The sequence below is a fragment of the Allomuricauda sp. d1 genome (assembly GCF_039592695.1).
Taxonomy (GTDB): Bacteria; Bacteroidota; Bacteroidia; order Flavobacteriales; family Flavobacteriaceae; genus Flagellimonas_A.
This window is the reverse complement of the sequence record NZ_JBBUTK010000002.1, coordinates 121,619-146,802: the sequence shown is the minus strand read 5'-3', so window position 1 is coordinate 146,802 and position 25,184 is coordinate 121,619. Positions and strand designations below refer to the sequence as shown.

22 protein-coding genes are annotated in these 25,184 nt (G+C 44.1%); 13 read left to right on the top strand and 9 right to left on the bottom strand.

Translation table 11 applies throughout. The annotated features are described in order from the left end of the window. Nucleotides 1–9: 9 nt before the first annotated feature. From AAAH86_RS07665 to AAAH86_RS07655, 3 genes are all read left to right on the top strand, one after another. Complete coding sequence (locus AAAH86_RS07665; RefSeq protein ID WP_343486977.1) at nucleotides 10–2,883, top strand: glycosyl hydrolase; 2,874 nt, start codon at nucleotides 10–12, stop codon at nucleotides 2,881–2,883. Between the two features lie 108 nt (nucleotides 2,884–2,991). Then, nucleotides 2,992–3,381: a DUF2721 domain-containing protein gene (locus AAAH86_RS07660; RefSeq protein WP_343486976.1), complete on the top strand. Its 390-nt coding sequence runs from the start codon at nucleotides 2,992–2,994 to the stop codon at nucleotides 3,379–3,381. A 108-nt stretch (nucleotides 3,382–3,489) separates the two neighbouring features. Continuing rightward, nucleotides 3,490–3,954 (top strand): hypothetical protein, encoded by a 465-nt coding sequence (locus AAAH86_RS07655; RefSeq protein WP_343486975.1) that lies wholly within the window; start codon nucleotides 3,490–3,492, stop codon nucleotides 3,952–3,954. Here AAAH86_RS07655 and AAAH86_RS07650 read toward each other — a convergent pair. Together AAAH86_RS07650 and AAAH86_RS07645 are read right to left on the bottom strand one after the other, a co-directional pair. Beyond that, nucleotides 3,934–4,887: a succinylglutamate desuccinylase/aspartoacylase family protein gene (locus AAAH86_RS07650; RefSeq protein WP_343486974.1), complete on the bottom strand. Its 954-nt coding sequence runs from the start codon at nucleotides 4,885–4,887 to the stop codon at nucleotides 3,934–3,936. The genes AAAH86_RS07655 and AAAH86_RS07650 overlap by 21 nt on opposite strands. Next, nucleotides 4,865–5,755 (bottom strand): RimK family alpha-L-glutamate ligase, encoded by an 891-nt coding sequence (locus tag AAAH86_RS07645; protein WP_343486973.1) that lies wholly within the window; start codon nucleotides 5,753–5,755, stop codon nucleotides 4,865–4,867. The genes AAAH86_RS07650 and AAAH86_RS07645 overlap by 23 nt, the downstream gene beginning before the upstream one ends. A 244-nt stretch (nucleotides 5,756–5,999) precedes the next feature. On the opposite strand from AAAH86_RS07645, the gene AAAH86_RS07640 reads away from it, so the two are divergent. From AAAH86_RS07640 to AAAH86_RS07620, 5 genes are all read left to right on the top strand, one after another. Beyond that, on the top strand, nucleotides 6,000–6,668 hold the full coding sequence (locus AAAH86_RS07640; protein ID WP_343486972.1) for a succinate dehydrogenase cytochrome b subunit: 669 nt from the start codon (nucleotides 6,000–6,002) through the stop codon (nucleotides 6,666–6,668). Nucleotide 6,669: 1 nt separating this feature from the next. Continuing rightward, nucleotides 6,670–8,673, top strand: a complete 2,004-nt coding sequence (locus tag AAAH86_RS07635; RefSeq protein ID WP_343486971.1) for a fumarate reductase/succinate dehydrogenase flavoprotein subunit — start codon at nucleotides 6,670–6,672, stop codon at nucleotides 8,671–8,673. 86 nt (nucleotides 8,674–8,759) lie between these two features. Next, a complete protein-coding gene (locus AAAH86_RS07630; RefSeq protein ID WP_343486970.1) occupies nucleotides 8,760–9,506 on the top strand; it encodes a succinate dehydrogenase/fumarate reductase iron-sulfur subunit in 747 nt (248 codons plus the stop codon). An 83-nt stretch (nucleotides 9,507–9,589) separates the two neighbouring features. Next, nucleotides 9,590–10,243 carry a hypothetical protein gene (locus AAAH86_RS07625; RefSeq protein WP_343486969.1) on the top strand — a complete coding sequence of 218 codons (654 nt, stop codon included), beginning with the start codon at nucleotides 9,590–9,592 and terminating at the stop codon, nucleotides 10,241–10,243. 103 nt (nucleotides 10,244–10,346) lie between these two features. Continuing rightward, nucleotides 10,347–10,826, top strand: a complete 480-nt coding sequence (locus AAAH86_RS07620) for a very short patch repair endonuclease (protein ID WP_343486968.1) — start codon at nucleotides 10,347–10,349, stop codon at nucleotides 10,824–10,826. Here the strand turns inward: AAAH86_RS07620 and AAAH86_RS07615 are convergent. Further along, a complete protein-coding gene (locus AAAH86_RS07615; protein ID WP_343486967.1) occupies nucleotides 10,816–11,337 on the bottom strand; it encodes a GNAT family N-acetyltransferase in 522 nt (173 codons plus the stop codon). The genes AAAH86_RS07620 and AAAH86_RS07615 overlap by 11 nt on opposite strands. 781 nt (nucleotides 11,338–12,118) lie before the next feature. Between AAAH86_RS07615 and AAAH86_RS07610 the strand changes: the two genes are divergently transcribed. Then, nucleotides 12,119–13,873, top strand: a complete 1,755-nt coding sequence (locus AAAH86_RS07610; protein WP_343486966.1) for an ATP-binding protein — start codon at nucleotides 12,119–12,121, stop codon at nucleotides 13,871–13,873. A gap of 138 nt (nucleotides 13,874–14,011) precedes the next feature. Here AAAH86_RS07610 and AAAH86_RS07605 read toward each other — a convergent pair whose 3' ends face one another. The 6 genes from AAAH86_RS07605 to AAAH86_RS07580 form a co-directional block, all read right to left on the bottom strand. After that, on the bottom strand, nucleotides 14,012–14,677 hold the full coding sequence (locus tag AAAH86_RS07605; protein WP_343486965.1) for a CoA transferase subunit B: 666 nt from the start codon (nucleotides 14,675–14,677) through the stop codon (nucleotides 14,012–14,014). A 127-nt stretch (nucleotides 14,678–14,804) separates the two neighbouring features. Beyond that, nucleotides 14,805–15,506 (bottom strand): CoA transferase subunit A, encoded by a 702-nt coding sequence (locus tag AAAH86_RS07600; protein WP_343486964.1) that lies wholly within the window; start codon nucleotides 15,504–15,506, stop codon nucleotides 14,805–14,807. A 172-nt stretch (nucleotides 15,507–15,678) separates the two neighbouring features. Further along, nucleotides 15,679–18,009: a transglycosylase domain-containing protein gene (locus tag AAAH86_RS07595; protein ID WP_343486963.1), complete on the bottom strand. Its 2,331-nt coding sequence runs from the start codon at nucleotides 18,007–18,009 to the stop codon at nucleotides 15,679–15,681. 4 nt (nucleotides 18,010–18,013) lie between these two features. After that, nucleotides 18,014–18,502, bottom strand: coding sequence for a gliding motility lipoprotein GldH (locus AAAH86_RS07590; protein WP_343486962.1), 489 nt, complete (start codon nucleotides 18,500–18,502; stop codon nucleotides 18,014–18,016). After that, complete coding sequence (gene ricT / locus AAAH86_RS07585) at nucleotides 18,495–19,652, bottom strand: regulatory iron-sulfur-containing complex subunit RicT (protein ID WP_343486961.1); 1,158 nt, start codon at nucleotides 19,650–19,652, stop codon at nucleotides 18,495–18,497. Before ricT ends, AAAH86_RS07590 begins: the two co-directional genes overlap by 8 nt. 99 nt (nucleotides 19,653–19,751) lie before the next feature. Next, nucleotides 19,752–20,783: a rhodanese-related sulfurtransferase gene (locus AAAH86_RS07580; protein WP_343486960.1), complete on the bottom strand. Its 1,032-nt coding sequence runs from the start codon at nucleotides 20,781–20,783 to the stop codon at nucleotides 19,752–19,754. Between the two features lie 509 nt (nucleotides 20,784–21,292). Here AAAH86_RS07580 and recA point away from each other — a divergent pair. The 4 genes from recA to AAAH86_RS07560 all read left to right on the top strand — a co-directional run bounded on the left by recA (nucleotide 21,293) and on the right by AAAH86_RS07560 (nucleotide 25,095). After that, on the top strand, nucleotides 21,293–22,303 hold the full coding sequence (gene recA, locus AAAH86_RS07575) for a recombinase RecA (RefSeq protein ID WP_343486959.1): 1,011 nt from the start codon (nucleotides 21,293–21,295) through the stop codon (nucleotides 22,301–22,303). A gap of 145 nt (nucleotides 22,304–22,448) precedes the next feature. Beyond that, nucleotides 22,449–22,886: a hypothetical protein gene (locus AAAH86_RS07570; protein ID WP_343486958.1), complete on the top strand. Its 438-nt coding sequence runs from the start codon at nucleotides 22,449–22,451 to the stop codon at nucleotides 22,884–22,886. 128 nt (nucleotides 22,887–23,014) lie between these two features. Continuing rightward, nucleotides 23,015–23,545, top strand: a complete 531-nt coding sequence (locus AAAH86_RS07565) for a sigma-70 family RNA polymerase sigma factor (protein WP_343486957.1) — start codon at nucleotides 23,015–23,017, stop codon at nucleotides 23,543–23,545. A gap of 11 nt (nucleotides 23,546–23,556) precedes the next feature. Next, a complete protein-coding gene (locus AAAH86_RS07560; protein WP_343486956.1) occupies nucleotides 23,557–25,095 on the top strand; it encodes an outer membrane beta-barrel protein in 1,539 nt (512 codons plus the stop codon). Nucleotides 25,096–25,184: the final 89 nt, after the last annotated feature.

Sequence of the window (25,184 nt, the reverse complement as noted above, 5' to 3'; positions counted from 1 at the left end):
CCGCCTAAGATGAGAACATTTCTTTTTGCCTTTGCCCTGTTTTTTGTACAATCTATTTTGGCACAGCAGCCTGCCACTTCTCCACAAAAAGTGATGGATGCCCTTCAACAAAAATCCCAAATGGCCGAAACATCTTTGGTCAAAAACATTCCGCTCAAAAATATCGGACCTTCCATCATGAGTGGTCGGGTGGTCGATTTGGATGTAAATCCCAATAACCCCACGGAATTTTATGTGGCCTATGCCTCGGGTGGATTATGGCATACCCAGAACAACGGTATTTCGTTCACGCCCGTAATGGATGCCTCCAACACCCAGAACATCGGCGATATTGCTGTGGATTGGAATAGCGTAACCATTTGGGTGGGTACGGGTGAGAATAATTCTTCCCGTTCCTCGTATGCCGGTATCGGAATCTTGAAATCCACCGGCGGCGGAAAAACGTGGAAAAACATGGGGCTTCATGATTCGCAACACATCGGGCGAATCCTCATCAATCCGAACAACCCTGATGAAGTCGTTGTCGGGGTAACAGGCCATTTGTACTCGCCCAACGAAGAACGTGGCATTTATAAAACTACCGATGGTGGCCAGACATGGCAAAAAACCCTGTTTGTCAACAATGAAACGGGCATCATCGATGTGGCCCATGCCCCGAACAACTTCAACATTCAATATGCCGCAGCATGGCAAAAAGATAGAAAAGCATGGAATTTTTCAGGAAACGGCAGTGCTTCCGGAATCTATAAAAGTACCGATGGCGGAACTACTTGGAATTTGGTCTCAACCCCTGACAGTGGCTTCCCCACTGGGGATGGGGTTGGTCGCATCGGCTTGGCCGTTTTTGATGACAATATGGTCTATGCAGTGCACGACAGCCAATTCCGAAGGGAGAAAAAAAGTGATGCCAAGAAAAAAGAGGGGTTGACCAAAGAAGATTTTAAATCGATGGATAGAAGCACTTTTCTTTCCCTAGACGATAAAAAATTGAACGATTTCTTGAAGACCAACGGCTTTCAAGAAAAATATCGGGCAGAAAATGTGAAGAACATGGTGCGCGATGGGGCCGTACAACCCGTTGATCTGGCCAAATACCTTGAGGATGCCAATAGCATGCTTTTTGATACCCCCGTCATCGGGGCCGAGGTCTATCGAAGCGACGATGCGGGCAAAACTTGGCAAAAGATGAACGAAGATTACATCGATGACCTGTTCTATAGCTACGGCTACTATTTTGCACAGATTCGGGTCGACCCCAATGATGCGGACAAAATCTATTTGGCAGGGGTGCCCTTGATCCTGTCAAAAGATAGTGGTAAGACATACGAAAGCATCAGCAAAGAAAATGTACATGCCGACCACCATGCTCTTTGGATCAACCCAAAAATGCCTGGCCACCTTATCAATGGCAATGATGGCGGTGTGAACATTACGTATGACGAGGGTGAAAGTTGGATGAAAAACAACAGCCCCACCGTCGGGCAATTCTACGCTATCAATGTTGACAATGAAGAACCCTACAACGTCTATGGTGGACTTCAGGACAACGGCGTCTGGAAAGGTGCCCATAACAGTGAAGAGAACAGCCGCTGGCATGCCGAGGGGAAAAATCCGTGGGGGCGCATTATGGGCGGTGACGGTATGCAGGTTCAGATTGACAGTCGCAATTCAAATACGGTGTATACAGGATTCCAATTCGGGAATTATTTCCGGTTGGATTTGGAGAAAGAAAAAAACACCCGCATTCAGCCCAAACACGAACTGGGCGAGGCCCCATACCGCTTCAACTGGCAGACCCCGATTCTGTTGAGTCCCCACAATCAGGATATTTTGTATTTGGGAAGCAACAAACTGCACCGCTCTATGGACCAAGGTGATGATTGGGAAGCCATTTCACCAGATTTGACCCAAGGTGGTAAAAAAGGAAACGTGGCTTATGGAACGCTGACCACAATTTCAGAATCGCCCTTTGCATTCGGATTGCTTTATGTGGGCAGCGACGACGGTTTGGTGCATGTATCAAAAAATGCCGGGGGCAGTTGGGAAGAAATTGGTAAGAATATAGCCCTACAAGGTTTTGGAAACCTTGCAGGTCGCGAACTTTGGGTCAGCGAAGTCGCAGCCTCCCAACACAAAAAAGAAAGGGTCTATGTCACGTTGAACGGCTATCGGTGGGATGATTTCAATCCTTATGTGTTTGTCAGCGACGATTACGGAAAGACATGGAACAATATTTCAAAGGGCATTCCCGCTTCACCGGTGAATGCCTTGGTCGAAGACCCTGAAAATGAGAATCTGTTGTTTGTGGGCACCGATAACGGATTGTATGTTTCCTTCAATCGCGGAGAAACATGGGAGCTTTTTCAAAACGGCATGCCGAACGTTGCCGTTCACGACCTCGTCATTCAGCCCGAGGCAAAGCATTTGTTGGTCGGCACCCACGGTAGAAGCATCTACAAGGCGGATATTTCGAACCTGCAAAAAATGACTTCTGAAATCACGAACAAAAAACTGCATGCTTTTGAGGTCGACAACCTTAAACATTCTGAACGTTGGGGCAATAGTTTCAGTTCATGGAGCAAACCCAACACACCGGGAATTGATGTGACCTTTTACAGTTCAACACCCACCAGCTACACGGCGACGGTCAAAACAACTGATGGCACTGTGGTCAGTGCTACAGAAACAAACGCTGATAAGGGCTTGAACATCTTATCCCATGATATTGCCTTTACCAAAGAGGGCAAAAAGAACTTCTTGAAAAAGAACAAAATGAAGCTGACGGAAGCCAAAAATGGCAAGACCTATCTGCCCAAGGGGAAGTATACCGTTGAGATCTCAGGTAATGGAGCCAATGAATCCATTGAATTTGAGATAGAATGAAATTCCCCCCTTTGAAGGGGGAGTAAAGGGGATGTAAAAACACCTCTAAAACTATGCATTCCTTTCCCTTGCGCTCGTCGGACGCAAGAAGGGGATAATTAAACAAATATGAATCTAACACTCACAATACCCGCCCTATTATTCCCAGCAGTGTCACTCACCATGCTGGCCTATAACGCTCGCTATCTTGCCATAGCAGCGTTGATTCGGCAATTGCACAAACAGTTTGAAGAAACCGAGGCAAGTCCCTTAAAGAAACAGATTAAATCCTTGAGAAAACGTCTGAACATCATCAAAAATATGCAGGCCACCGCCATTGTCAGCTTTTTATTGGCCGCCGTGACCATGTTCTTGATCTATGTTGAAATGAGAGTCTGGGCCAACATTATCTTTGGCATCAGCTTGGTGTTTTTGATGGTTTCCTTGGTTTTATCATTAATTGAAGTGCAGCTTTCCACTAAAGCATTGGGGATTCAATTAAAAAACATGGAGAAATAACCATAAGGCTGTAAGGGTTTTCCTTGACATTCACATTACTTTTTCCTTACCCTTTTTAAGCAAAAAATCAATATCTTTAGGGTTCCAACACCGCTAACACCCGCTACTATGAAACGAGTCAAAGATCTTGACCTGTTCAAATACATTCGTGAGATACGCGAATTCGAATTTGGTGTATTCCATTATTTTGATGGTCTGGTCATCGGTGAAATCAAAGAAGGTGTCTTGGTGACCTGGAAAATGGGTGAAAAAGTCGTAAATGCTGCCGTGGAAATTTATGGGGAGGATATGCCCATCGCCTACATTTCAAACAGAATACACGACTACGCCATTGTCGCTTCAGATTGGATAAAATTTTACAAGAATCGACATCAACTGGATTTCTATTCCGTCGTGGGTAACACCAAGGGAAGTTTTGCAAGTATCATGATGGAGCGTATGTTCTTTAAAAATTCCATCCGTCAGTTCACCGACCTGGACGAAGCCGTGCAATGGAGTTTGAAGAAAATCAAGGCGCGCGACCAAAAAACCATTCAAAAGTCAAGCAGCAGCCTAGCTACCAATATGGAATAGGGCATCGCCCTGATTCACTACCGCCTGATTGTTCACACAAAACACATAGCCGTCATAAGGAGCCTTGACCTGTTTGTTTTTATTGACATGAATATCGGTGACCATTCCTAGAACCTGCCCCTTTTTTACTTTATTTCCGTTGTTGATCTTCGGCACGAACATTCCCGCTTTTGAGGCCCTGATCCATTTTGTTTTTTCTAAATGGATGGATTTTTGTCGCTGTGGCTTTCCTTCCAAGATATCCAATTTGGTAAGTATGTTTTTGATGCCTTTCAAGCTGATTTCTATGGATTGTTCATCGAACCGCATGCTCTCACCCGCCTCATAGACAATTGCCGGTTTGTTCATTCGGAACATTGTCCTCCGAAATGAACCATTGATCAATCGGGAAGCAAAAAAATAGGGTGCCCCGAAAGCCTTGGCCAATGTCTTGCTCGCCTCATCATCTTTGGTATACCGTATCTGCGGATAATTATCCCGTTTTGCGCCACCCGTATGCAAATCAATGGCCAAATCAACTTGGGGCAACACCTCTGTGGTATAGTGATAGGCAATTCGGCTGGCCAGAGAGCCTGATTTTGAACCGGGAAAGCTTCGGTTGACATCTTTGCCGTCGGGCACATCCCTAGAAAAATGGATAAACCCGAAAATGTTCAATATGGGCACCACGATGACAGCACCCTTTTGAATCTTGAACGTTCTGTCTTGTAAAAGTCTACGAAGGGTTTCGACCCCATTGATTTCATCACCGTGGAGTCCGGCCTGGATCAAAACCGTCGGCCCTGGTTTTTTTGAATTGAACACGTGAACTGGAATGTCAATCAGCGTGCCCGAGGGCAAACGGGCAATCTCAATGCGTACCTGCTTGTTTTTCTCTGGCGCAATCTCATCGCCGTTGATGGTGATGGTCTTATTTTCTTCTTTGAAATCCATTTCTTTCGACAAATTGTATGATGTGTTTGGCCACATTGATACCCGTCGCCGCTTCGATTCCCCTAAGCCCCGGGGAAGCATTGACCTCAATCAGCACCGGCCCTTTTTTGGAGCGCATCAAATCCACTCCAGCAACCCCCAAACCTAAATATTTTGTGGCGTTCAAGGCAATGTACTGCTCTTTTGCGGTGGGTTTCACGGCTTCAGTCTGCGCACCGCGATGCACGTTCGAACGAAATTCACCGATTTCGCTCACCCGCTTCATGCTGGCCACAACCTTATTGCCGACCACGATGATCCTGATATCCTCCCCTTGGGCCTCTTCGATATATTTTTGCAGCAAGATGCTGGTATCCATTTTATAAAACGTATCGATAATCGATTTTGCCGATTTCTTGCTTTCGGCCAAAATCACACCAAGACCATGTGTCCCTTCCTGTAATTTTATTATCACTGGGGGGCCTCCTAAAATTTTAATTTGCTCCTCTATGTTGTCAGGGTTGATCGAAAAAACTGTTTCGGGTATCGGAATGTTCTTTCGGGCCATGATCTGTAAGGTGCGTACCTTGTTGCGGGCCCTGGTAATGCCCAACGAACGAGCGGTACTGAACACATTGTTCATCTCAAACTGCTTGACAATGGCGGCACCATGTCTGGTGACCTTGGCACCAATTCGGGGTATTACCGCATCAAATTCGTTGGTGACATCCTCTTCTCCCAAAAATATTCTGGGTTTGCCCTCGCCCAATTTCACCGAACATTTGGTGTGGTCAATCAACTCAACATAATGCCCCGCTTCTTTTGCTTCATTGAAAATACGTTTGGTGGAATGCACATTGTAATTGACCGAAAGTATGGCGATGTTCATGGTTGGTAACGTGCAGGTTTAAGCCCCAATATCGGATAAAAAATACAACTGTGCCACCTGATACAGTTATTTCATAATTATGCATTGCCCTGTTTAAGTTCTGAGGAGTAAAACGCCATCTTTTGACAACAACATCGAACGCGGGTTACAGCTCAGATATAATCTTAAAATAAATGGTTTTGAAAGGATGAAAGTTTGTTAAAGACACCATCGTACCGTAAATTTGTAGGAAAACCAGCTACTGATGAGCGGATTGATAAAATCTTCGATAGCCCGAAAAGTGGTGATGGCACTTTCGGGTCTTTTTTTGGTCATTTTTTTGGTACTGCATGTTACCATCAACTTTTCTTCTGTCATTTCGCCAGAGTTCTTTAATGAAGCATCGCACTTTATGGGCTACAACCCTATAGTGCAATTCATTATGCAGCCCATTTTAATTGTAGGCGTCATTGTCCATTTTGTAATGGGGTTCGTTCTTGAAGTTCAAAACAGAAAAGCCCGAGGTATTTCATACGTTAAGTACAAAGGCAGTGCCAATGCGCCATGGGTCTCTAGAAACATGATTTATTCCGGATTGGTGATTCTTGCCTTTCTGGGACTGCACTTCTATGATTTTTGGATTCACGAGATGACCTACAAGTATATTGAGGCAAATCCAGAAAACCCGACACGATACTATGCCGAGACTGTCGAGAAGTTTGCTCCTATATGGAGAACGGTTCTCTACGTAATTTCATTCGTGCTGTTAAGTCTGCATCTGTGGCACGGTTTTGCCTCCTCCTTCCAATCCATGGGAGTTAACAACAAATATACCCCTGGCATCAAAAAATTTGCACAAGCATTTGCAGTGGTGGTTCCTTTGGCCTTTGTATTTATAGCCATCTACCACCACCTTAACCCGATAACACATTGATATGAGCGTATTGGATTCCAAAGTTCCATCCGGGCCATTGGCCGAAAAATGGACCAAACATAAAAACGAAATCAATCTGGTCAATCCGGCCAACAAACGAAACATCGATGTCATCGTTGTGGGTACCGGCCTTGCCGGGGGTTCTGCTGCCGCTACACTTGCAGAACTGGGCTACAACGTAAAGACCTTTTGCTACCAAGATTCGCCAAGACGTGCCCACTCTATTGCTGCTCAGGGTGGTGTCAATGCGGCAAAAAACTACCAAGGTGATGGCGACAGCGTCTATCGACTGTTCTATGATACCGTAAAAGGTGGGGACTACCGTTCACGGGAAGCGAATGTACACCGTTTGGCGGAAGTATCAACAAATATCATTGACCAGTGTGTGGCACAAGGGGTTCCCTTTGCCCGTGAATATGGTGGTCTGTTGGATAACCGTTCTTTCGGAGGTGTTCTCGTCTCGAGAACTTTTTATGCCAAAGGACAAACAGGACAGCAATTGTTGTTGGGAGCTTACGCAGCCATGAACCGTCAGATCCAACGTGGTAAAATCAAATCGTATACCCGACATGAAATGTTGGATTTGGTTCTGGTGGATGGAAAAGCACGCGGTATCATCGCAAGAAACCTTGTTACCGGTGAAATTGAACGACATTCAGGCCATGCCGTTGTTTTGGCAACAGGGGGTTACGGAAACTTGTTCTTTCTATCAACATACTGTATGGGCGCCAATGTCATGGCCGCCTGGAAAGCCCACAAAAGGGGTGCTTTTTTTGCAAACCCATGCTTTACCCAAATTCACCCGACCTGTATTCCCGTTTCAGGAGACCATCAATCGAAATTGACATTGATGTCAGAATCACTGCGGAATGATGGCCGTATTTGGGTGCCAAAACGTTTGGAAGATGCCCAAGCCATTCGTGAGGGTAAGTTGAAGCCTACCCAGCTGGGTGAAGAAGAACGTGATTACTATTTGGAAAGAAGATACCCCGCCTTTGGAAATCTCGTGCCCCGCGACGTGGCATCAAGGGCGGCCAAAGAACGTTGTGACGCAGGTTATGGCGTTAACAAAACGGGGGAAGCAGTGTATTTGGATTTCGATGCCGCCATCATGCGTTATGGCCGTGAAAAGGCATTGACCTCCGGCATGAAAGACCCTGATGACGCCACTGTAAGAAAACTGGGCGAAGAGATTATTGAGGCCAAATATGGTAACCTCTTTCAGATGTACGAGAAGATAGTAGATCAAAATCCGTATAAAACCCCTATGATGATCTATCCGGCGGTGCACTATACCATGGGCGGTCTTTGGGTTGATTATAACCTGCAGACCACGATACCCGGTTGTTATGCCGCTGGTGAGGCCAATTTCAGTGATCACGGTGCGAACCGATTGGGGGCATCCGCATTGATGCAGGGTTTGGCCGATGGCTATTTTGTACTGCCTTATACCATTGGTGATTATTTGTCAGATGATATTAGAACGGGGGCCATTCCCACAGATTTACCTGAATTTGATGAGGCGGAGAAAAACGTGCGTGACCGTATTGAAAAATTGATGTCTACCAATGGCATCCACTCTGTGGACCATTACCACAAAAAATTGGGCAAGATTATGTGGAACAAGTGTGGTATGGCACGAAATGCAAAGGACTTGAAGGATGCCATGCAAGAAATTGCAGAGCTGCGCAAGGACTTTTGGGAAAATGTCAAAGTACCCGGAAAACCTGATGCCAAGAACCAAGAGTTGGAAAAAGCGGGCCGCGTCGCCGACTTTTTAGAGCTGGGCGAACTTTTTGCAAAAGATGCTTTGGACAGAAATGAATCTTGTGGTGGACATTTTAGGGAAGAATACCAAACCCCTGAAGGTGAGGCATTGCGCGATGACGAAAATTATACCTATGTCTCGGCTTGGGAATATAAAGGGGAACCAAGCAAGGCCAAGTTGCATAAAGAAGATTTGGTCTATGAAAATATTGAAGTAAAAACGAGGTCTTATAAATAAATCAATATAACAATATGTCAATGTACCAATGTTGCTTTAAAAGCATTGCTACATTTTCAAATTGACTCATTAACAAATTGATTGCTATGAAAATTTATCTTAAGATTTGGAGACAACAAGATGCCAACGCCAAGGGTAGAATGGTCGATTATGCGCTTAATGGCGTTGAAAGCGATATGTCATTCTTAGAAATGTTGGATGTCTTGAATGAAGAATTGATATCAAAAGGCGAAGAGCCCGTAGAATTTGACCATGATTGTCGAGAGGGTATTTGTGGTACGTGCTCATTGATGATCAATGGCCGCCCCCATGGGCCAGATTCTATGATAACGGTATGTCAATTGCACATGCGCAGCTTTAATGATGGTGATACCATTGTCATTGAGCCATGGCGTGCTGCTGCATTTCCGGTGATCAAAGACTTGATTGTAGATAGAACCGCTTTTGATAGAATTCAACAGGCAGGTGGCTATATCTCTGTGAACACATCCGGTAATCCCGTGGATGCCAACGCAATACCTATTGAGAAAGATATGGCAGACGCTTCGTTTAACGCTGCTACTTGCATCGGATGCGGGGCCTGTGTGGCCGCTTGCAAAAACGCCAGTGCTATGCTCTTTACCTCAGCAAAAGTATCACAGTTTGCTTTGTTGCCCCAAGGGCGCGTTGAAGCTGCCGATAGGGTCATGAACATGGTGCGCCAAATGGATCTCGAAGGCTTTGGCAACTGCACTAATACAGGGGCCTGTGAAGTGGAATGTCCAAAGGGAATTTCTTTGGAAAACATTGCACGGATGAACCGTGAATATTTGTCTGCAAGCGTTAAGGGATAACATACTTGATTTTTCGATTAACGGAAGAACCTGTCAACAATAAATTGATAGGTTTTTTGTTTTGTAAGTATCACCTATTTTGTATGAAATTTCTTTATTTTTTTTCGATTTCCTTTCTTCTCACCTACACACCTGTTTTTGCTCAAATAGATGCGAACTCGGTCATGGGATTGCCCACTGGAACATTAGCCGAAATCGTGGCCATTACCAGTGCGCAAGAAGGTGCTTTTGCCTATGCAACCGATACCGATAAAGTCTATACATTCAATGGTTCTTCTTGGGATGAGGTGGTAAACAATCAGAGGGTTTATATGGGGGTATTTGTGATATCAGGCACAGGCAACCAAACTATCACCGGCATACCTTTTCAACCTTCCCAAATAAGTTTTGTGGCACATGCCAATGTTGAAAGCCTGAACCTTAACTCAGACAACGCAGTAGGAAATAACGATAGAGGCATCGCAAATTCATTTGGTAGTGCAAACGGCTTTGCCAGAGACGATAGTGGTACAATTGCACAACAAACCATATACGTAGGAGGTTCTGGTAATTCAATCAATGATATCTCTAGATATGCCTCAAATTCACATTGCATCGGTATCAGATACGGCAACCAAAATGGTGATCTTTTGGGTTTGACGACAGCCTCATTGACCTCTTTCAATTTAGATGGCTTTACCATAAACGTAGATAATCGGGCAGATGATCTTGTGGTTCTCTACCATGCCTATGATTAACACTTCTTGAACTGTATAAAAAAGGAAGTCTCGGAATTCAATAGATGTTTAGACCTTCAAGGTTTGTCAACCCGCCTTTGGCTGGCTTTTTGTATTTTAGGATATGCCCAAAAAATATCCTGAAGAACGCATCAAGGTTCCCCGTTTTAGGGAAGAAGATGGTTTTTATACGACTCCGCAGCGCTCAAAGATCATGAGCAAGATTCGGGGCAAGAACACCAAGCCTGAGCTGGCATTCAGAAAAGCACTTTGGGCGGCAGGGTATCGCTACCGTATTGATTACAAAAAACTCATCGGAAAGCCCGACATCCTATTAAAAAAGTATAAGACGGCGATTTTTATTGATGGGGAGTTTTGGCATGGCCACAATTGGTCAGTACGAAAACACAAAATCAAGAGCAATCGCGAATTCTGGATACCGAAGATCGAGCGTAACATGCAACGGGATCGTGAAGTGAACAAAGGGTTGTCCGAATTGGGCTATACGGTCTTCCGTTTTTGGGAAAGTGAGGTCAAGAAAAACCTGGATGGCTGCTTAGAGCAAGTATTGCTTCATTTAAAATCAAAAGAAGCTACCCTTTGATGTTGAAACGCATCAACCAATCGGTCTGCCTGTCATTGCCTATATAATAGGGATGTTCTCCAAATTTTTCGAATCCGTGTCTTTCGTAAAACCGAATGGCATGTTGGTTATGCTCCCAAACACCCAGCCATACGTACTCTTTTTTGAATTTTTTTGCCAACCCGATGACCTTGTGCAATGCCCAAGTTCCCAATTGTCTGCCCTGAAAATCTTTCAAGATATAGATGCGTTCAAGCTCAAGGGCGATGTCTTCTTGAACATCGGTTTGTGCATTGCCAATGTTGACCTTATAATAGCCCACAACATCATCTGCAACATAAATAAAGAAGAAAAATGATTCTGAATTGTCAAGTTCACTGCTTAGCTTATCACTATTGAAAGCAATACTCATGTAACTATCAAAATCTTCAGGATTGTTATCGTGCTCAAAAGCCTCCTTAAATGTCTTTCTTGAAAGATGGGCCAACATCTCGACATCATCAGGTCTGCACTTTACCAATTTGGGCTTCATGCCATAAAAGTAAACATGAAATAAAAAAGACGGCCTTTGGGGAGCCGTCTTTTTTCATCTTTCTAAATCAACCGTCAAAACATAAGTAGTTTATTGGCAAAACTTAAGATACCACCAAAAAATAGGGCCATCTCTTTATAGATTGCACCAGTAGGGTTTTGTGTAATTTGGGCAGCCATTGCAAGTAGGTTTTGTTTTGTAAGATTTTATAGCTTTGTAAAAACAATACAGTATAGAAACGGAGCAAATCAATATTTGTTGTATTTTCTTACATATTTATACATTTTTTCTTTCTTTTTAGGTTAGCCGCATAAAAAAACAGGACGAATGTCCTGTCTATTTTTCTTGGTCATCACACTGCTTACAGCATAAACAACTTTTTTACCAATCGGGCAAAGCCTGAATAAAAGTCGTTGTGATATACCTGAATTTCTTCGTGAATAGCTACTTGGTTAAGTTCTGGGGCCATAACTGTAATAGGTTAATTGTTGATATTTGGAACAAATGGACACTAAAAGTACATACTAACAGGTTGAATTACAAAATATTGTTGCGAACTTGAAAAATTCTGTTGCGAACTGACCAAAATATGAAACGTTATCGATATGCTGCCTACTTTGTTATTTTACAGCAGATTGCATGTGAACTTCTCAGGTATTCAATGCGCAAATCGATAAAAAGGCGGTGTATGTCGAAAAAACCTACACAATTCGATTAATTGCCTTTAATTCACAATCCCAAATCATAAGTAGAGGTTTCTATTTATACTTAACCTAATGCAATGCACGGCGACCTACACCCTTTGCTCAGAAGACAGCTTGAGCAAGCTCAAATCTCAGACGAAACAAATTCTGGTCTTGGTCGCTTACTGCAAATGATAAGCACATCGTACCATCAGTTCGAAATCAGTTCACGCCAGCTTGAGCAATCACTGAACATTCATAAAAAACAGAAACGGCATACAGATTTAAAGCTTGAGCAATTCACCCGAAAACCTGATAATGTTGTCAACAATATTGCCGAAGTCATATTTGAGACAGATTTGCAAGGCAATTGGGTGTATCTGAACCCCGCTTGGGAAAAACTTACCGGACTCAAAGTTATTGACTGTCTTGGCCAACCCTATTCTGAATATCTGCACCTTCTTGCCAGAAAAGATCGTCATGAGTTCAATGGGCTCATCAACAAAGACTTTGATGCTTATTGCAAAGTGCTGCAAATAAAGACTTCAAACAATACCCAAATTTGGTTGGATATCAGCCTTAAAAAGGTTTATAGTGAGGAAGGGGCACCCATAGGTTACATTGGTTCCATTTGGGATATCACCGAACAAAAAGAAGTCGAACTTTCACTTTTAAAAGCCAAAGAAAAAGAAGCATTGGCCAATAGGGCAAAAGATGAATTCTTGTCTACGATAACCCATGAGATAAGAACGCCCTTGAATGCGGTCATCGGTACTTCACACTTGCTGCTTTTAGAAAACCCCCAAGATTCCCAATTGGAAAACCTCAACGTTTTAAAGCATTCATCTGAGCATTTGCTTTCTCTCGTAAATGACATCTTGGATTTTGGTAAAATAGCAAGCGGAAATATTGAGCTCGAAACCATTGCCTTCAGCCTAGACGACCGTTTGAACGGTCTTTTGGCGACTTTTGGAAAATTAGCACAAGAGAACAAGATTGAATTTTCGATTCAGAAGGATGAACGAATTCCAGAATATTTGGTCGGTGATTGTACGCGCCTATCACAGGTACTGACCAATCTATTGAGCAATGCCATTAAATTTACCGAGAATGGTGAGGTGGCACTAAAAATAGACTTGCTGAACAAAGAAAGAGACTCGGTAAAGGTCAATTTTGAAGTCATCGATACAGGCATAGGCATCCCCAAGCAAAAACAAGAACTAATTTTTGAAGCTTTCACGCAGGCCAATTCGAGCACAGCTCGAAAATTTGGAGGTACGGGACTCGGGCTCAGCATCAGCAAAAAATTGGTTGAATTGATGAATGGCAAGATTCTGCTGAACAGCGAACCTGGGGTTGGCTCTATCTTTAGCTTTGCCTTGAACTTTGATATCAGTGAAATCAAACCCAAGCACAAACAATATGATAAGGTCATTGAAAACAAAACATCACTTGAAAACCTATCGGTGCTTGTGGCCGAAGACAATCGGATAAACGTTTTGATGGTCAAAAAATTCTTGAGTAAATGGAACGCCGTGGTCGAAGTCGCTGAAAATGGACAAGAGGCCGTGGAAAAATGTAGAAACAACAGCTATGATGTTGTCTTGATGGATATTTTGATGCCCATCATGAATGGTTTTGAAGCTTCAAAAGCCATCAGGCAATTTGATTTGAATATCCCGATCATTGCACTATCTGCTTCCTCGGGGGCACATATCATGGATGAATTCATTGGGTCAGGAATAGACGGCCATATCGGGAAACCTTTTAATCCGAACACCCTTTACGAACTTCTCTATAACGTTCGAAAAAACGGGCGCGTCAACACAAGGTACGATTTAGGGTTTATTTAATACCAAATAAACCACAAAATTCAACAAATACACTTGTTCATCCCCTTACTTCATTGCAAAAAACTTCCTTAACTCAGGCTAGGCAAGAGTTTAGTAGCTCCGTAAGAGAAAAAGCAACATCGTATCTTAAGTCGCATTTTATGATTCATCTGGTATAGCCATTTCAGGCACATCGCCATCAACAATGAGTTTGCCCTCTGTGGCAGTCTTGATTTCATCTACGGTAACGCCGGGTGCTCTCTCCAAGAGTAAAAATCCGTCGTCGGTCACTTCAATAACCGCTAAATTTGTCACAATTTTTTTTACGCAGCCTACACCTGTCAATGGCAAGGTGCAACGGCTCAACAGTTTTGATTGGCCCGCTTTATTGGTGTGCATCATCGCAACGATGATATTTTCTGCGGAAGCCACCAAATCCATAGCGCCGCCCATACCTTTGACCATTTTTCCGGGGATTTTCCAGTTGGCGATATCGCCGTTTTCGGCGACCTCCATCGCACCTAGAATGGTCAAATCAACATGTTGGCCTCGAATCATGCTAAAACTGGTCGCAGAATCAAAAAAAGAGGCTCCGGGCAAGGTGGTGATGGTCTGCTTGCCTGCATTGATGATGTCAGCATCTTCTTCCCCCTCAAACGGAAACGGGCCCATGCCCAACACCCCGTTCTCACTTTGAAACTCCACCTCAATATCATCCCTGACAAAATTGGCCACCAATGTGGGGATGCCAATGCCCAAATTGACATAATACCCATCTTTGACCTCTTTTGCGATTCGTTTTGCGATTCCGTTTTTATCTAACATGTTTTAATGTCATTCCCGCAAAGGCGGGAATCCTTTAATAAAATTATTTCCTTATCTATAATTCAATACTAGCTGTATTTTTCTAAAAACACCCCTAAAGTCCCCTCAAGGGGACAATCCCATTAAATTAGCTTTTCGTTCTCACCGTCCGCTGCTCAATACGCTTCTCATAATTCTTGCCTTGAAAAATACGTTGCACAAATATTCCGGGTATATGGATTTCATTGGGATTTAAGCTGCCTACAGGAAGTAACTCTTCGACCTCGGCCACTGTAATCGTTGCCGCACCACACATATTGGGATTAAAATTTCGGGCCGTGCCCTTAAAAATGAGGTTTCCGGCCGCATCGCCCTTCCAAGCTTTGACAAAGGCGTAATCTGCCTTGAAAGCCTCTTCCAGAACATACATTTTACCGTTAAACTCGCGGGTTTCCTTGCCTTCGGCCACCTCTGTGCCATATCCTGCTGGGGTATAAAATGCCGGAAAACCTGCTTGCGCCGCCCTACATTTTTCGGCCAAGGTGCCCTGTGGGGTCAATTCCACCTCAAGCTCGCCACTGAGCATCTGCCGTTCAAACTCATCGTTCTCACCAACGTAGGAGGAAACCATCTTCTTTATTTGGTGCTTTTGCAGCAATAATCCCAAGCCGAAATCATCGACCCCGGCGTTGTTCGAGATACAGGTGATGTCTTTCACCCCAAGACGCACTAATTCTGCAATGGCATTTTCAGGAATGCCGCAAAGGCCAAAGCCACCCAGCATAAAGGTCATACCGTCTTTGACGCCCTTCAGGGCAGTCGTTACATTCGGCACTGTTTTATTGATCATGGTCTAGAAGTTTACCAAAGGTAGAAAATTACGATTTTGCGGGTAGAACTCCTAGATTTTGGGCTGCACATTGAAGTAAACTACCCCAGAGCAAGCCCATAAGCCGTTCAAAGGAACTGTAACCTAAAACTTCGACACAAGCGCCGGAGCATTATAGATCTCGATTATCGATTCAAAAATCCAAGTCATCCAAATCATCCTCGGTATCTACATCTTCCTTGATTTCCTGCAATATTTTAGTGCAGTCAACATTGATGGAAAGGTCTTCGGGCTCTTCAAAGGCATCCGTTGAAACACCCAATTCTTCATCCTCATAATTTTTCTTCATGTACATCGCCCAAATGGGCAAGGCCATTGAAGCGCCCTGACCATAAGCCAAGCTCCTAAAATGGGCCGCCCGATCTTCGCCACCGACCCAGACCCCTGTGACCAAATTGGGCACCATGCCCATAAACCAACCATCACTTTGGTTTTGGGTCGTACCTGTTTTACCGGCAATGGGATTGGTCAATTCATACGGATAGCCCGTGATAATCTCTTTATAGACTGTATTATTCTTGTTGTAGGAATGTCGCAATCTGCCTCCAGAACCGTATTGGGTCACCCCTTCCATCAGATTGACCATGGCATAGGCCACATCTTCACTGAGCACATCTTTGGTCTCTGGCACATATTCGTAGAGTACCGTACCATTTTTATCTTCTACCCTTGTTACCGTGACCGGTTTTACATACACCCCTTTGTTAGCAAATGTGCCGTAGGCCCCAACCATTTCAAACACATTGATGTCGGGTGTACCCAAAGCTATTGCAGGTGCCTCAACCATTTCACGGGTGATTCCCATATTCTTTGCAATCTCGACGACCGATCCTGGGCCGACCTGATCAATCAATTGGGCCGTGATGGTATTCACTGAATTTGCCAAGGCGTTTTTCAAGGTTTTACGCTCACCTGAATACTTTCCGTTTGAATTTTTGGGGCACCACGCCTCGGGATTGCCATGTTTCAGGGGTTCGATGCAATATTGGCTGTCAGGGAGCGAATCACAGGGCGACAAGCGCAATTGATCAATCGCTGCGGCATAGACAAAGGGTTTGAAGGTAGAGCCTGCCTGGCGCGCACCTTGATATACGTTATCGTATTGAAAATGTTTGAAATCGATGCCGCCGACCCAAGCTTTGACATGCCCGGTCTGTGGCTCCATCGACATCATGGCGGTTCGCAAGAAGGTTTTGTAGTACCGAATGGAATCCAAAGGGGTCATTATCGTGTCTTTTTCGTAGGAATCGCTATTCCAATCAAAAACGGTCATATCAGTTTTCTTGTTGAACGAAGCGCGAATCTCGCTTTCTGGAACACCTTCGCGTTTCATGGCCCGCCAACGGGCAGAAACTTTCATGGCCCGCTCGATGATGTTGTCCATTTCACTTTTTGAAAGCTCTAAAAAAGGTGCGGTCGGATTCCTATCAGGGGTGTTTTGATGGAAAAATTCAGCCTGTAACTTTTTCATGTGGGCTTCAACGGCTTCCTCTGCATGGCGCTGCATGCGCGAATCGATGGTGGTGTAGACCTTTAATCCATCCAAATAAATATTGTACTTGCTCCCATCTGGTTTGGGATTATCTTCAATCCAATTGTTCAGCCAACGTTGGAGGTACATCCTGAAATAGGTGGCCAATCCCTCGCGGTGCGATTCAGGGTTGAAATTGATATCCATTTCAAGATTCTGTAGGGAGTCTTTTTGTTGTTGGGTGATGTACCCATATTTTGCCATTTGACCCAAGACAGTATTTCTCCTGTTTTTGACCAGCTCTTCCCTTCGGATAGGATTGTAATACGATGAGTTCTTCAGCATACCGACCAGCATGGCCGATTCTTCAGTTCTCAACTGGCTGGGTTCTTTACCAAAATAAATTCTGGCCGCAGAGCGGATACCGTCGGCGTTGTAATGAAAATCATAGATGTTCATGTACATAGCGATGATTTCCTCTTTTGTGTAACTGCGCTCCAAACGTGTGGCTATGACCCATTCTTTGATTTTTTGGGTAACGGCCTCAAACTTATTCCGTGATCTGACACCCACAAACAATTGTCTGGCCAATTGTTGCGAAATGGTACTGGCGCCGCCCTTGGTTCCCAAAAATGCAAATGCCCTCACTGTGCCCCGTGCATCAATGCCCGAATGATCAAAGTAACGGGCGTCTTCGGTTGCGATCAAGGCCTGGACCAAATTTTGGGGCAAACTGTCGTACGGCACTGGGGTTCGGTTATCGTCCAAATAATACTTGCCAAGGGTTTCGCCGTCTGATGAAATGATTTCTGTGGCCAGGTTGGTCTGCGGATTTTCTAAACGTTCAAAAGTGGGCATTTCACCAAAAACGCCCCAACCTGCCAATAAAAAGACCAAGAAGACGAGAAACACTCCTGATGTGAAGACGATCCAAAACCATTTGATGAATTTGAAAAAGCTTTTTCTCTCTTGCTTTTTGACTTTTTTTGCCATACTCCTACTGATTGCTTTTTTCGATTTCGAGCCCTACATCGGTGATTCCTTTTAAGGATTGTATTCCCGATACATCACCGTTCTTTCGCATGGCATGTGAAATCTTAATCTTATATACGCCCGTATCGCGAAAAACGATGTTTTCTTTGTACCACAATTTATTTTCTTTGATACTGCCATAGCCTGTGCCCATCCATTCTCCGGTTGGCAAGGCCATTTCATATTCCAAGGTGTCTTTTACAGTGTTGCCACTGGGCCTTTCCAACTCGGCAATCAAAAATAGGTTGCTGAACGGATATGTATCATCATTTCTAACGCTGATAAAGAGGTTGTAACTTTGAAGACTATCCAAATCAGAGACCTCAAATTGCATAATCTGGGAGGCGTTCCACGCCCCATTGGAAGTTGGCCTAAATTTTGAGAACACCAAGTTTTCTTGGCAAGAGACCAAGGCACCAAAGACCAAAGCCAATAAAATCAATCGTTTAAACATTCGCTTTGTTGCCTGTTTTGTTGTTACGCCTCTTTTTTCTTTTTTGCTTTCTCTTTTTAGGGCGGTCAAAACGCGTCAAACTGTCTTGGCCGGCAGCATTTTCGAACATGGCCTCTCCCTCAATGACTTTCTCTGCCGAAAAGGCTTCCAAACTATCGATTTTGCCTTTGCTCTTGTTGGTGTCTAAAATCTCTTGTACCTGTTGCTTACTCAGGGCATGCCAGTTGGAGGGGTCGTTTTTGTATGAAAACCAAAGCGTTTCCTTGAAAATATCGACCTTTTGGCAAAACGCCACCCCCTTTTCTGTCTGTAATTTGGTATCTGGGGATGGAAAATCTTTCAGAGCTTCCAAATACATATCGAGCTCATAGTTGAGGCAGCATTTCAGCTTGCCACATTGCCCCGCCAATTTCTGTGGATTCAGGGCGAGTTGCTGGTACCTTGCAGAAGCTGTGCTTACCGAACGAAAATCGGTCAACCAGGTAGAGCAGCACAGTTCCCTACCACAAGAACCGATTCCCCCAAGGCGCTGTGCCTCTTGTCGATACCCGATTTGCCGCATCTCGATGCGAATGCCGAAAGCACGGGCCATGTCTTTGATGAGCTGCCTAAAATCGACCCGCTCTTCTGCAGTGTAGTAAAATGTGGCCTTTGAGCCATCGCCCTGAAATTCAACGTCGCTCAATTTCATCTGAAGGTTCAACGAGATGGCAATTTCACGGGAGCGTTTTTTTATCTCCTCCTCCCTATTACGGCATTTTTGCCAAATATCAATGTCTCTCTGGGTGGCCTTTCTATAAATTTTTGGAAGGGACTTATCATCAAAGCCCACCTTCTTCTTTCGCATTTGTACGCGAACCAGCTCACCCGTCAAAGTGACGATGCCAACATCATGGCCCGCTTTTGCCTGGGTGGCCACCACATCGCCGATGGAAAGTGGTATCGCATCAACATTTCTGAAAAACTCTTTGCGACTGTTCTTGAACCGCACCTCAACACAGTCAAAAGGTTGCTGACCGTTGGGCAGTGACATATTGGAAAGCCAATCGAAAACCGTGAGCTTGTTACAACCATCAGTGCCGCAAGTACCGTTGTTCTTGCAGCCTCGCGGTTGTCCATCCTTACCGGTTGAACAACTGCTACACGCCATATTGTATATCTTGAATCGATATGCCCACTGGAACACACCGAACAGGGTTCATAAATCTTTTCAAGGTAAAGATAGCATAATTTAAGGCAAGGGGAAACCCTATCTTTTGTACTTCAACACCTCAGAGCGGCCTTTCTTGAAGATTTTATTGCTGGCATGCTTGCCCTTTCGCAATCTTTTTTGTTCTTCGAATGGCAGTGCCGCAATCTCTTGACATTCCGTTGAACAACAGGAGTTCATTTTTTCACTGCACTCTTCGCATTGTATGAACAACAAATGGCATGCTTCATTGGCACAGTTCACATGGGTATCGCAGGACTTTCCACATTGATGGCAATTTGAGATGACATCCTCAGAAATACGCTCTCCCCTTCGATGGTCGAACACAAAATTCTTTCCCAAAAACTTATTTTCAAGATCTTTCTTCTGTACCTGTCTCGTGTATTCAATGATTCCGCCTTCAAGCTGATAGACGTTTTTAAAGCCTTTATGTTTGTAATAGGCACTGGCTTTCTCACATCGAATGCCGCCGGTACAGTACATCACCAATTTTTTATCCTCTTTATGGTCGGCTAGGTCTTTCTCGATGATATCCAATGAATCACGAAACGTATCCACATCAGGGGTAATGGCATTTTTAAAATGCCCTATCTCGCTCTCGTAGTGGTTGCGCATATCGACCAAAATCGTGTCTGGGTCTTCGATAAGTGCATTGAATTGTTCGGCATCGACATGCACGCCCTTGTTGGTGACATCAAAGGTGCTATCATTTAACCCATCAGCGACAATCTTGTTGCGGACCTTTACCTTGAGCTTCAAGAATGATTTGTTGTCTTGCTCAATGGCAATGTTCAGACGAACATTTTCAAGAAACGAAATACTGTCCAAATGGGTTTTGAAAGCTTCGAAATTTTCAGCGGGCACCGAAAGTTGCGCATTGATGCCCTCGTATGCCACATAAATGCGCCCAAGCACACCGAGTTCGTTCCAATGAATAAAAAGGTGGTTTCTAAATAGCTGTGGATTGCCGATGTGTGCGTATTTGTAGAAAGAGATGGTCAGCCTGTCTTGGCCAGCCTCTTCGATAAGCCGGGCTCTTTCTTTCGCACTTAATGTATTGTACAGTTGCATGCTATACCAATCAATTACGTTGAAAGAATCATTTTAAAAGTGCTGCAAAAATATAAAATACCTGAAAACAAACGGGCGGCCATAAAAGCCGCCCGTTCAGACCACATATTTTCTTTTTCAGTAGCGTGAATGTTTTCACCCAAGTGGTCTCGAAATCTATACAGATTTTGAATTAGTCACCCTATAGACGCATACCTTTCAAAAAGGTTGCGCGTCTTTAAAAGTTAACCGTTATTTGCTATTAAGTTAATGGGGTGAACCTAGCATGCCTTGTCTGTTTTTCCTTTACATAAAATACTCAGCTAGACTGGTAATCTGCCAAAAGAACATTATTTTAGCAAGCCCTAAAAATTTTGGATTACCTTGGGTTGATAATAGAATATTGATCATCCCTGAAGGTTGGTAATAACTAATAATTAATAAACCTTTCTTGGGCATAGCTTTCGATTATATCCAATTTGGTGGCATCGGAACCATACTCTCAGGAAAATACAAGCAATATACGTAACATGAGCAGCGAAAAAGAAGCAAAATTAAAGGCGCTAAAACTTACCCTTGACAAATTAGACAAAACCTACGGCAAGGGTGCCGTAATGAAAATGGGTGATGCTGTGGTGCAAGATGTCGAGGTGATTCCGTCTGGGTCATTGGGTCTTGATATTGCTTTGGGCGTTGGGGGTTATCCTCGGGGGCGTGTCATTGAAATTTATGGGCCTGAATCTTCCGGTAAGACAACGTTGACCCTACATGCGATTGCAGAAGCTCAAAAAGCGGGCGGTATTGCAGCGTTTATCGATGCAGAGCACGCTTTTGATCGTTTTTATGCCCGAAAACTGGGTGTCGATATTGACAACCTTATCATTTCGCAGCCCGACCATGGGGAACAGGCCCTTGAAATTACCGAAAACCTCATCCGCTCGGGAGCCATAGATATTGTAATCGTTGACTCGGTAGCGGCTTTGACCCCAAAAAGTGAGATTGAAGGTGAGATGGGCGACTCAAAAATGGGGCTTCATGCCCGTTTGATGTCGCAAGCGTTGCGAAAGTTGACCTCCACCATAAGCAAAACCAATTGTACCGTCGTTTTCATCAACCAGCTTCGAGAAAAAATTGGGGTGATGTTCGGTAATCCTGAAACCACTACAGGGGGCAATGCCCTAAAGTTTTATGCTTCGGTTCGATTGGATATCCGCCGCTCTACACAGATAAAGGACACTGACGGAAATGTTCAGGGAAACAAGACCCGGGTCAAGGTCGTCAAGAACAAAGTGGCCCCGCCTTTCAAAACGGCAGAATTTGACATCATGTACGGTGAGGGTATTTCAAAAGTAGGTGAAATACTCGATTTGGGGGTGGCCTATGAAATCGTCAAAAAAAGCGGATCATGGTTCAGCTACGGTGACACCAAATTGGGGCAGGGCCGAGATGCGGTCAAGTCACTTTTACAGGATAATCCTGAATTGATGGAAGAACTGGAGGGCAAAATCAAAGAAGCACTCTCAGCTTTAGAAGCCTCGTAAGTCACAAACTTTCGTCCAACAGTGCTTTTTGCTACGCAACCCTTGTTTCATCCCTTCATCTAAAGAAAAAGAAAATGAAGTGGTTGCATCTGATTACAAATTTCGCAATCACTTGTTTATCAGTTAATTGTAAAATTTTAAACAGATGAAAAGGGTATTCGCAGTGGCGCTTTTTAGCGTTTTGATGCTATTTATGGGGGGATGCGACCTTGACGATGATCAAAATTTTCATTTTGTGGCATTACGGATTTTGGATGCCGAAGTGCCAGAGTCCTTTGAACTAAACCAAGTCTATGATATAACGGTCACGTACCAAAGACACAATGGTTGTGTGTTTTTTCAGGGATTTGATGTGCAAGATGTCGATTTGACAACAAGAAACATTGTCGCCATAGGATCGGAACTGGTTGATACCGACACAGCCTGTACGCAGGCGGTGGAAGAGGTAGAGGCACAATTTAGATTTCAGGTACTTTATTCAGAACCCTATTTGTTCCGGTTTTACGCTGGTGAAGATGAAGACGGTAATGCCACATATTTAGAATATACCGTTGAGGTGAGTGATGCGCCTTCCGGCCAATAGTAAACTACCTCAGGGCAAGCCCATGAGATATTCAAACGAAACTGAATTTTAATTTCGAGGCAAGCCTCAGGGTATTAAACCCTTTGGGCGGTGCCAATAAACAGATTAACGATACTTAGCCAACGATTTTGAGTCTTGAAGAACTCATAGTTAACTGTAAAAAGGGAAAAAGAGCGGCGCAAGAAGAATTATACCAAAGATATTCAGGTATACTCTTCGGAATGTGCCTCAAATACTCTCGCAACAAAACTGAGGCAGAAGATAACCTGCATGACAGTTTCATGACCATTTTTGACAAAATAGGGCAGTACAATTTCAAAGGGTCTTTTGAAGGATGGATGAAACGCATTACGGTGAACACAGTAATGCAGAAATATAGAAAAGAACAATATCTGAACGTGGTTTCAGAGAATTTTGGTGATAAAATCGAGGTTGAGGAAGAACGGAACGACCTGAGCCTGTCAACGTTGTTGCAGTACATTCAAGACTTGCCCAATAAGTACCGTCTGACCTTTAATCTCTATGTTTTGGATGGATATTCCCATCGTGAGATCAGCGAGATGTTGGGCACCTCGACGGGAACATCAAAATCGAACTTGGCGCGTGCCAAAATGATTTTAAGGGAAAAAATCGAAAAAGAAAATATCAATATAGCCTAAACCCTTTAGCAATGGGAAAAAAAGACATAGAAGAACTTTTTAAAGAGCGATTCAAAGATTTTCAGCAACAACCTGATGATGGGGTCTGGCAATCCATTGAGGCCTCGCTTGACAAGAAGAAACAGAAAAAAAGGATTGCTCCCATCTGGTGGCAGTTGGGCGGTGTGGCCGCTTTGTTGGCAGTTTTGTTATATGTTGTGAATCCGTTTGATACCCCCTCGGCGCAAGAAGATGCAGCTACCACTACCGTCGAACAAAACAGCGAAGAGGCTAAAGACCTTGACCAGAACCCGAAGACAAGCGAGCAAACCCAAGTGGCCGATTCCAATGACAAGGCTCGAAAAGATGGGCATGATGCTTCCGAAATTGTGGAAAAAGACCGAAACCAAAGCAGGTTAAAAACACCATCACAGCAGGAAACTGAAATTGCTGTTGTCAATAAACGCACCCCATCAGAAAAAGCGGCTTCCAATAATAAGGAAACACAATCCGATAAGGCAACGAACAGCCCTTTCAATCTTCGGGATAATGAAAGAGAGGTTGTGGCTTCCGCAGAAAAACAGGATCGCCCAGATGTTGAAAATGCTGCCGAAAATCAAACTCCCCAACCAGAACATACAATTTCTGATAAGGAAAAGGCCGTAGCAGACAACAACAACGATCAAAAAGACAAAAACCTTCTTGAGAAGTCCATTTCAGTTGATGAAGTCGCCGTTGCCACCGCTGATAGTACAGAAGTGGAAAGCAACAAAAAATCCATTTACGATGCCATTGAAGAGCAACAAGACAACGAAGAGAATGCTTTGGCAGAAAGCAAGGCGAACAAGTGGTCCGTTGGGCCATCGGTTGCCCCTGTCTATTTCAGCAGTCTGGGCGAAGGGTCGCCCATTCACTCCAATTTTGCGGCCAACTCAAAATCTGGCAACGTCAATTTGAGCTATGGGCTTACCGTCGCCTACGACTTGGGCAAGCGGTTGACCGTTCGTTCAGGTATTCACAGGGTTGACTTTGGATACGATACTGATGATATCATTTTTTCCTCTTCTTTGGCCACATCGACCAATGGCGAAATTGACAACATTGATTACAACCAGGCCTCACGCAACCTTGTGGTACAGAGTAAGACACAAAGCGCTGCGTTTGCACCTAATGAAGAAGCTGTGGACCTGATTGCACGTACGCCTGAGTTTGAGGGCAGAATGGTACAGCAAATGGGGTATTTAGAAGTACCCGTTGAGCTCAATTATGCCTTGGTTGACAAAAAGTTTGGCGTCAACCTGATTGGCGGTGTCAGCTCTTTGTTTTTGATTGACAATTCGGTTTCCCTTGAGTCTGATGGCTTGGTCACCGAAATGGGCGAAGCCAACAACGTAAATGATGTTAATTTCAGTACCAACGTCGGTGTCGGTTTCAATTACGAGTTTTCACCCAAGATACAAGTAAACCTTGAACCCGTATTTAAGTACCAGCTAAACACGTTTTCAGATACTGCCGGTGATTTCAGGCCTTTTTCGGTGGGAGTGTATAGCGGTGTCAGCTTTAAGTTTTGAGCTGGGGATAAAAATTTAAGAGACCCCACGCTGGCGGTCGGGGTTCGTTCAACTAAGCATTTCAAAGATTTTGAAAATCTTCGAAATGG

What these genes read in the sequence shown, in the direction of transcription:
- AAAH86_RS07655 (WP_343486975.1), top strand. Translation starts at nt 3,490, where the DNA reads ATGAAACGAGTCAAAGATCTTGACCTGTTCAAATACATTCGTGAGATA.
- AAAH86_RS07605 (WP_343486965.1), bottom strand. Translation starts at nt 14,677, where the DNA reads ATGTTAGATAAAAACGGAATCGCAAAACGAATCGCAAAAGAGGTCAAA.
- AAAH86_RS07640 (WP_343486972.1), top strand. Translation starts at nt 6,000, where the DNA reads ATGAGCGGATTGATAAAATCTTCGATAGCCCGAAAAGTGGTGATGGCA.
- AAAH86_RS07660 (WP_343486976.1), top strand. Translation starts at nt 2,992, where the DNA reads ATGAATCTAACACTCACAATACCCGCCCTATTATTCCCAGCAGTGTCA.
- AAAH86_RS07625 (WP_343486969.1), top strand. Translation starts at nt 9,590, where the DNA reads ATGAAATTTCTTTATTTTTTTTCGATTTCCTTTCTTCTCACCTACACA.
- AAAH86_RS07600 (WP_343486964.1), bottom strand. Translation starts at nt 15,506, where the DNA reads ATGATCAATAAAACAGTGCCGAATGTAACGACTGCCCTGAAGGGCGTC.
- AAAH86_RS07665 (WP_343486977.1), top strand. Translation starts at nt 10, where the DNA reads ATGAGAACATTTCTTTTTGCCTTTGCCCTGTTTTTTGTACAATCTATT.
- AAAH86_RS07645 (WP_343486973.1), bottom strand. Translation starts at nt 5,755, where the DNA reads ATGAACATCGCCATACTTTCGGTCAATTACAATGTGCATTCCACCAAA.
- AAAH86_RS07635 (WP_343486971.1), top strand. Translation starts at nt 6,670, where the DNA reads ATGAGCGTATTGGATTCCAAAGTTCCATCCGGGCCATTGGCCGAAAAA.
- AAAH86_RS07595 (WP_343486963.1), bottom strand. Translation starts at nt 18,009, where the DNA reads ATGGCAAAAAAAGTCAAAAAGCAAGAGAGAAAAAGCTTTTTCAAATTC.
- ricT (WP_343486961.1), bottom strand. Translation starts at nt 19,652, where the DNA reads ATGGCGTGTAGCAGTTGTTCAACCGGTAAGGATGGACAACCGCGAGGC.
- AAAH86_RS07610 (WP_343486966.1), top strand. Translation starts at nt 12,119, where the DNA reads ATGCACGGCGACCTACACCCTTTGCTCAGAAGACAGCTTGAGCAAGCT.
- AAAH86_RS07590 (WP_343486962.1), bottom strand. Translation starts at nt 18,502, where the DNA reads ATGTTTAAACGATTGATTTTATTGGCTTTGGTCTTTGGTGCCTTGGTC.
- AAAH86_RS07580 (WP_343486960.1), bottom strand. Translation starts at nt 20,783, where the DNA reads ATGCAACTGTACAATACATTAAGTGCGAAAGAAAGAGCCCGGCTTATC.
- AAAH86_RS07560 (WP_343486956.1), top strand. Translation starts at nt 23,557, where the DNA reads ATGGGAAAAAAAGACATAGAAGAACTTTTTAAAGAGCGATTCAAAGAT.
- AAAH86_RS07650 (WP_343486974.1), bottom strand. Translation starts at nt 4,887, where the DNA reads ATGGATTTCAAAGAAGAAAATAAGACCATCACCATCAACGGCGATGAG.
- AAAH86_RS07620 (WP_343486968.1), top strand. Translation starts at nt 10,347, where the DNA reads ATGCCCAAAAAATATCCTGAAGAACGCATCAAGGTTCCCCGTTTTAGG.
- AAAH86_RS07630 (WP_343486970.1), top strand. Translation starts at nt 8,760, where the DNA reads ATGAAAATTTATCTTAAGATTTGGAGACAACAAGATGCCAACGCCAAG.
- AAAH86_RS07615 (WP_343486967.1), bottom strand. Translation starts at nt 11,337, where the DNA reads ATGAAGCCCAAATTGGTAAAGTGCAGACCTGATGATGTCGAGATGTTG.
- AAAH86_RS07570 (WP_343486958.1), top strand. Translation starts at nt 22,449, where the DNA reads ATGAAAAGGGTATTCGCAGTGGCGCTTTTTAGCGTTTTGATGCTATTT.
- recA (WP_343486959.1), top strand. Translation starts at nt 21,293, where the DNA reads ATGAGCAGCGAAAAAGAAGCAAAATTAAAGGCGCTAAAACTTACCCTT.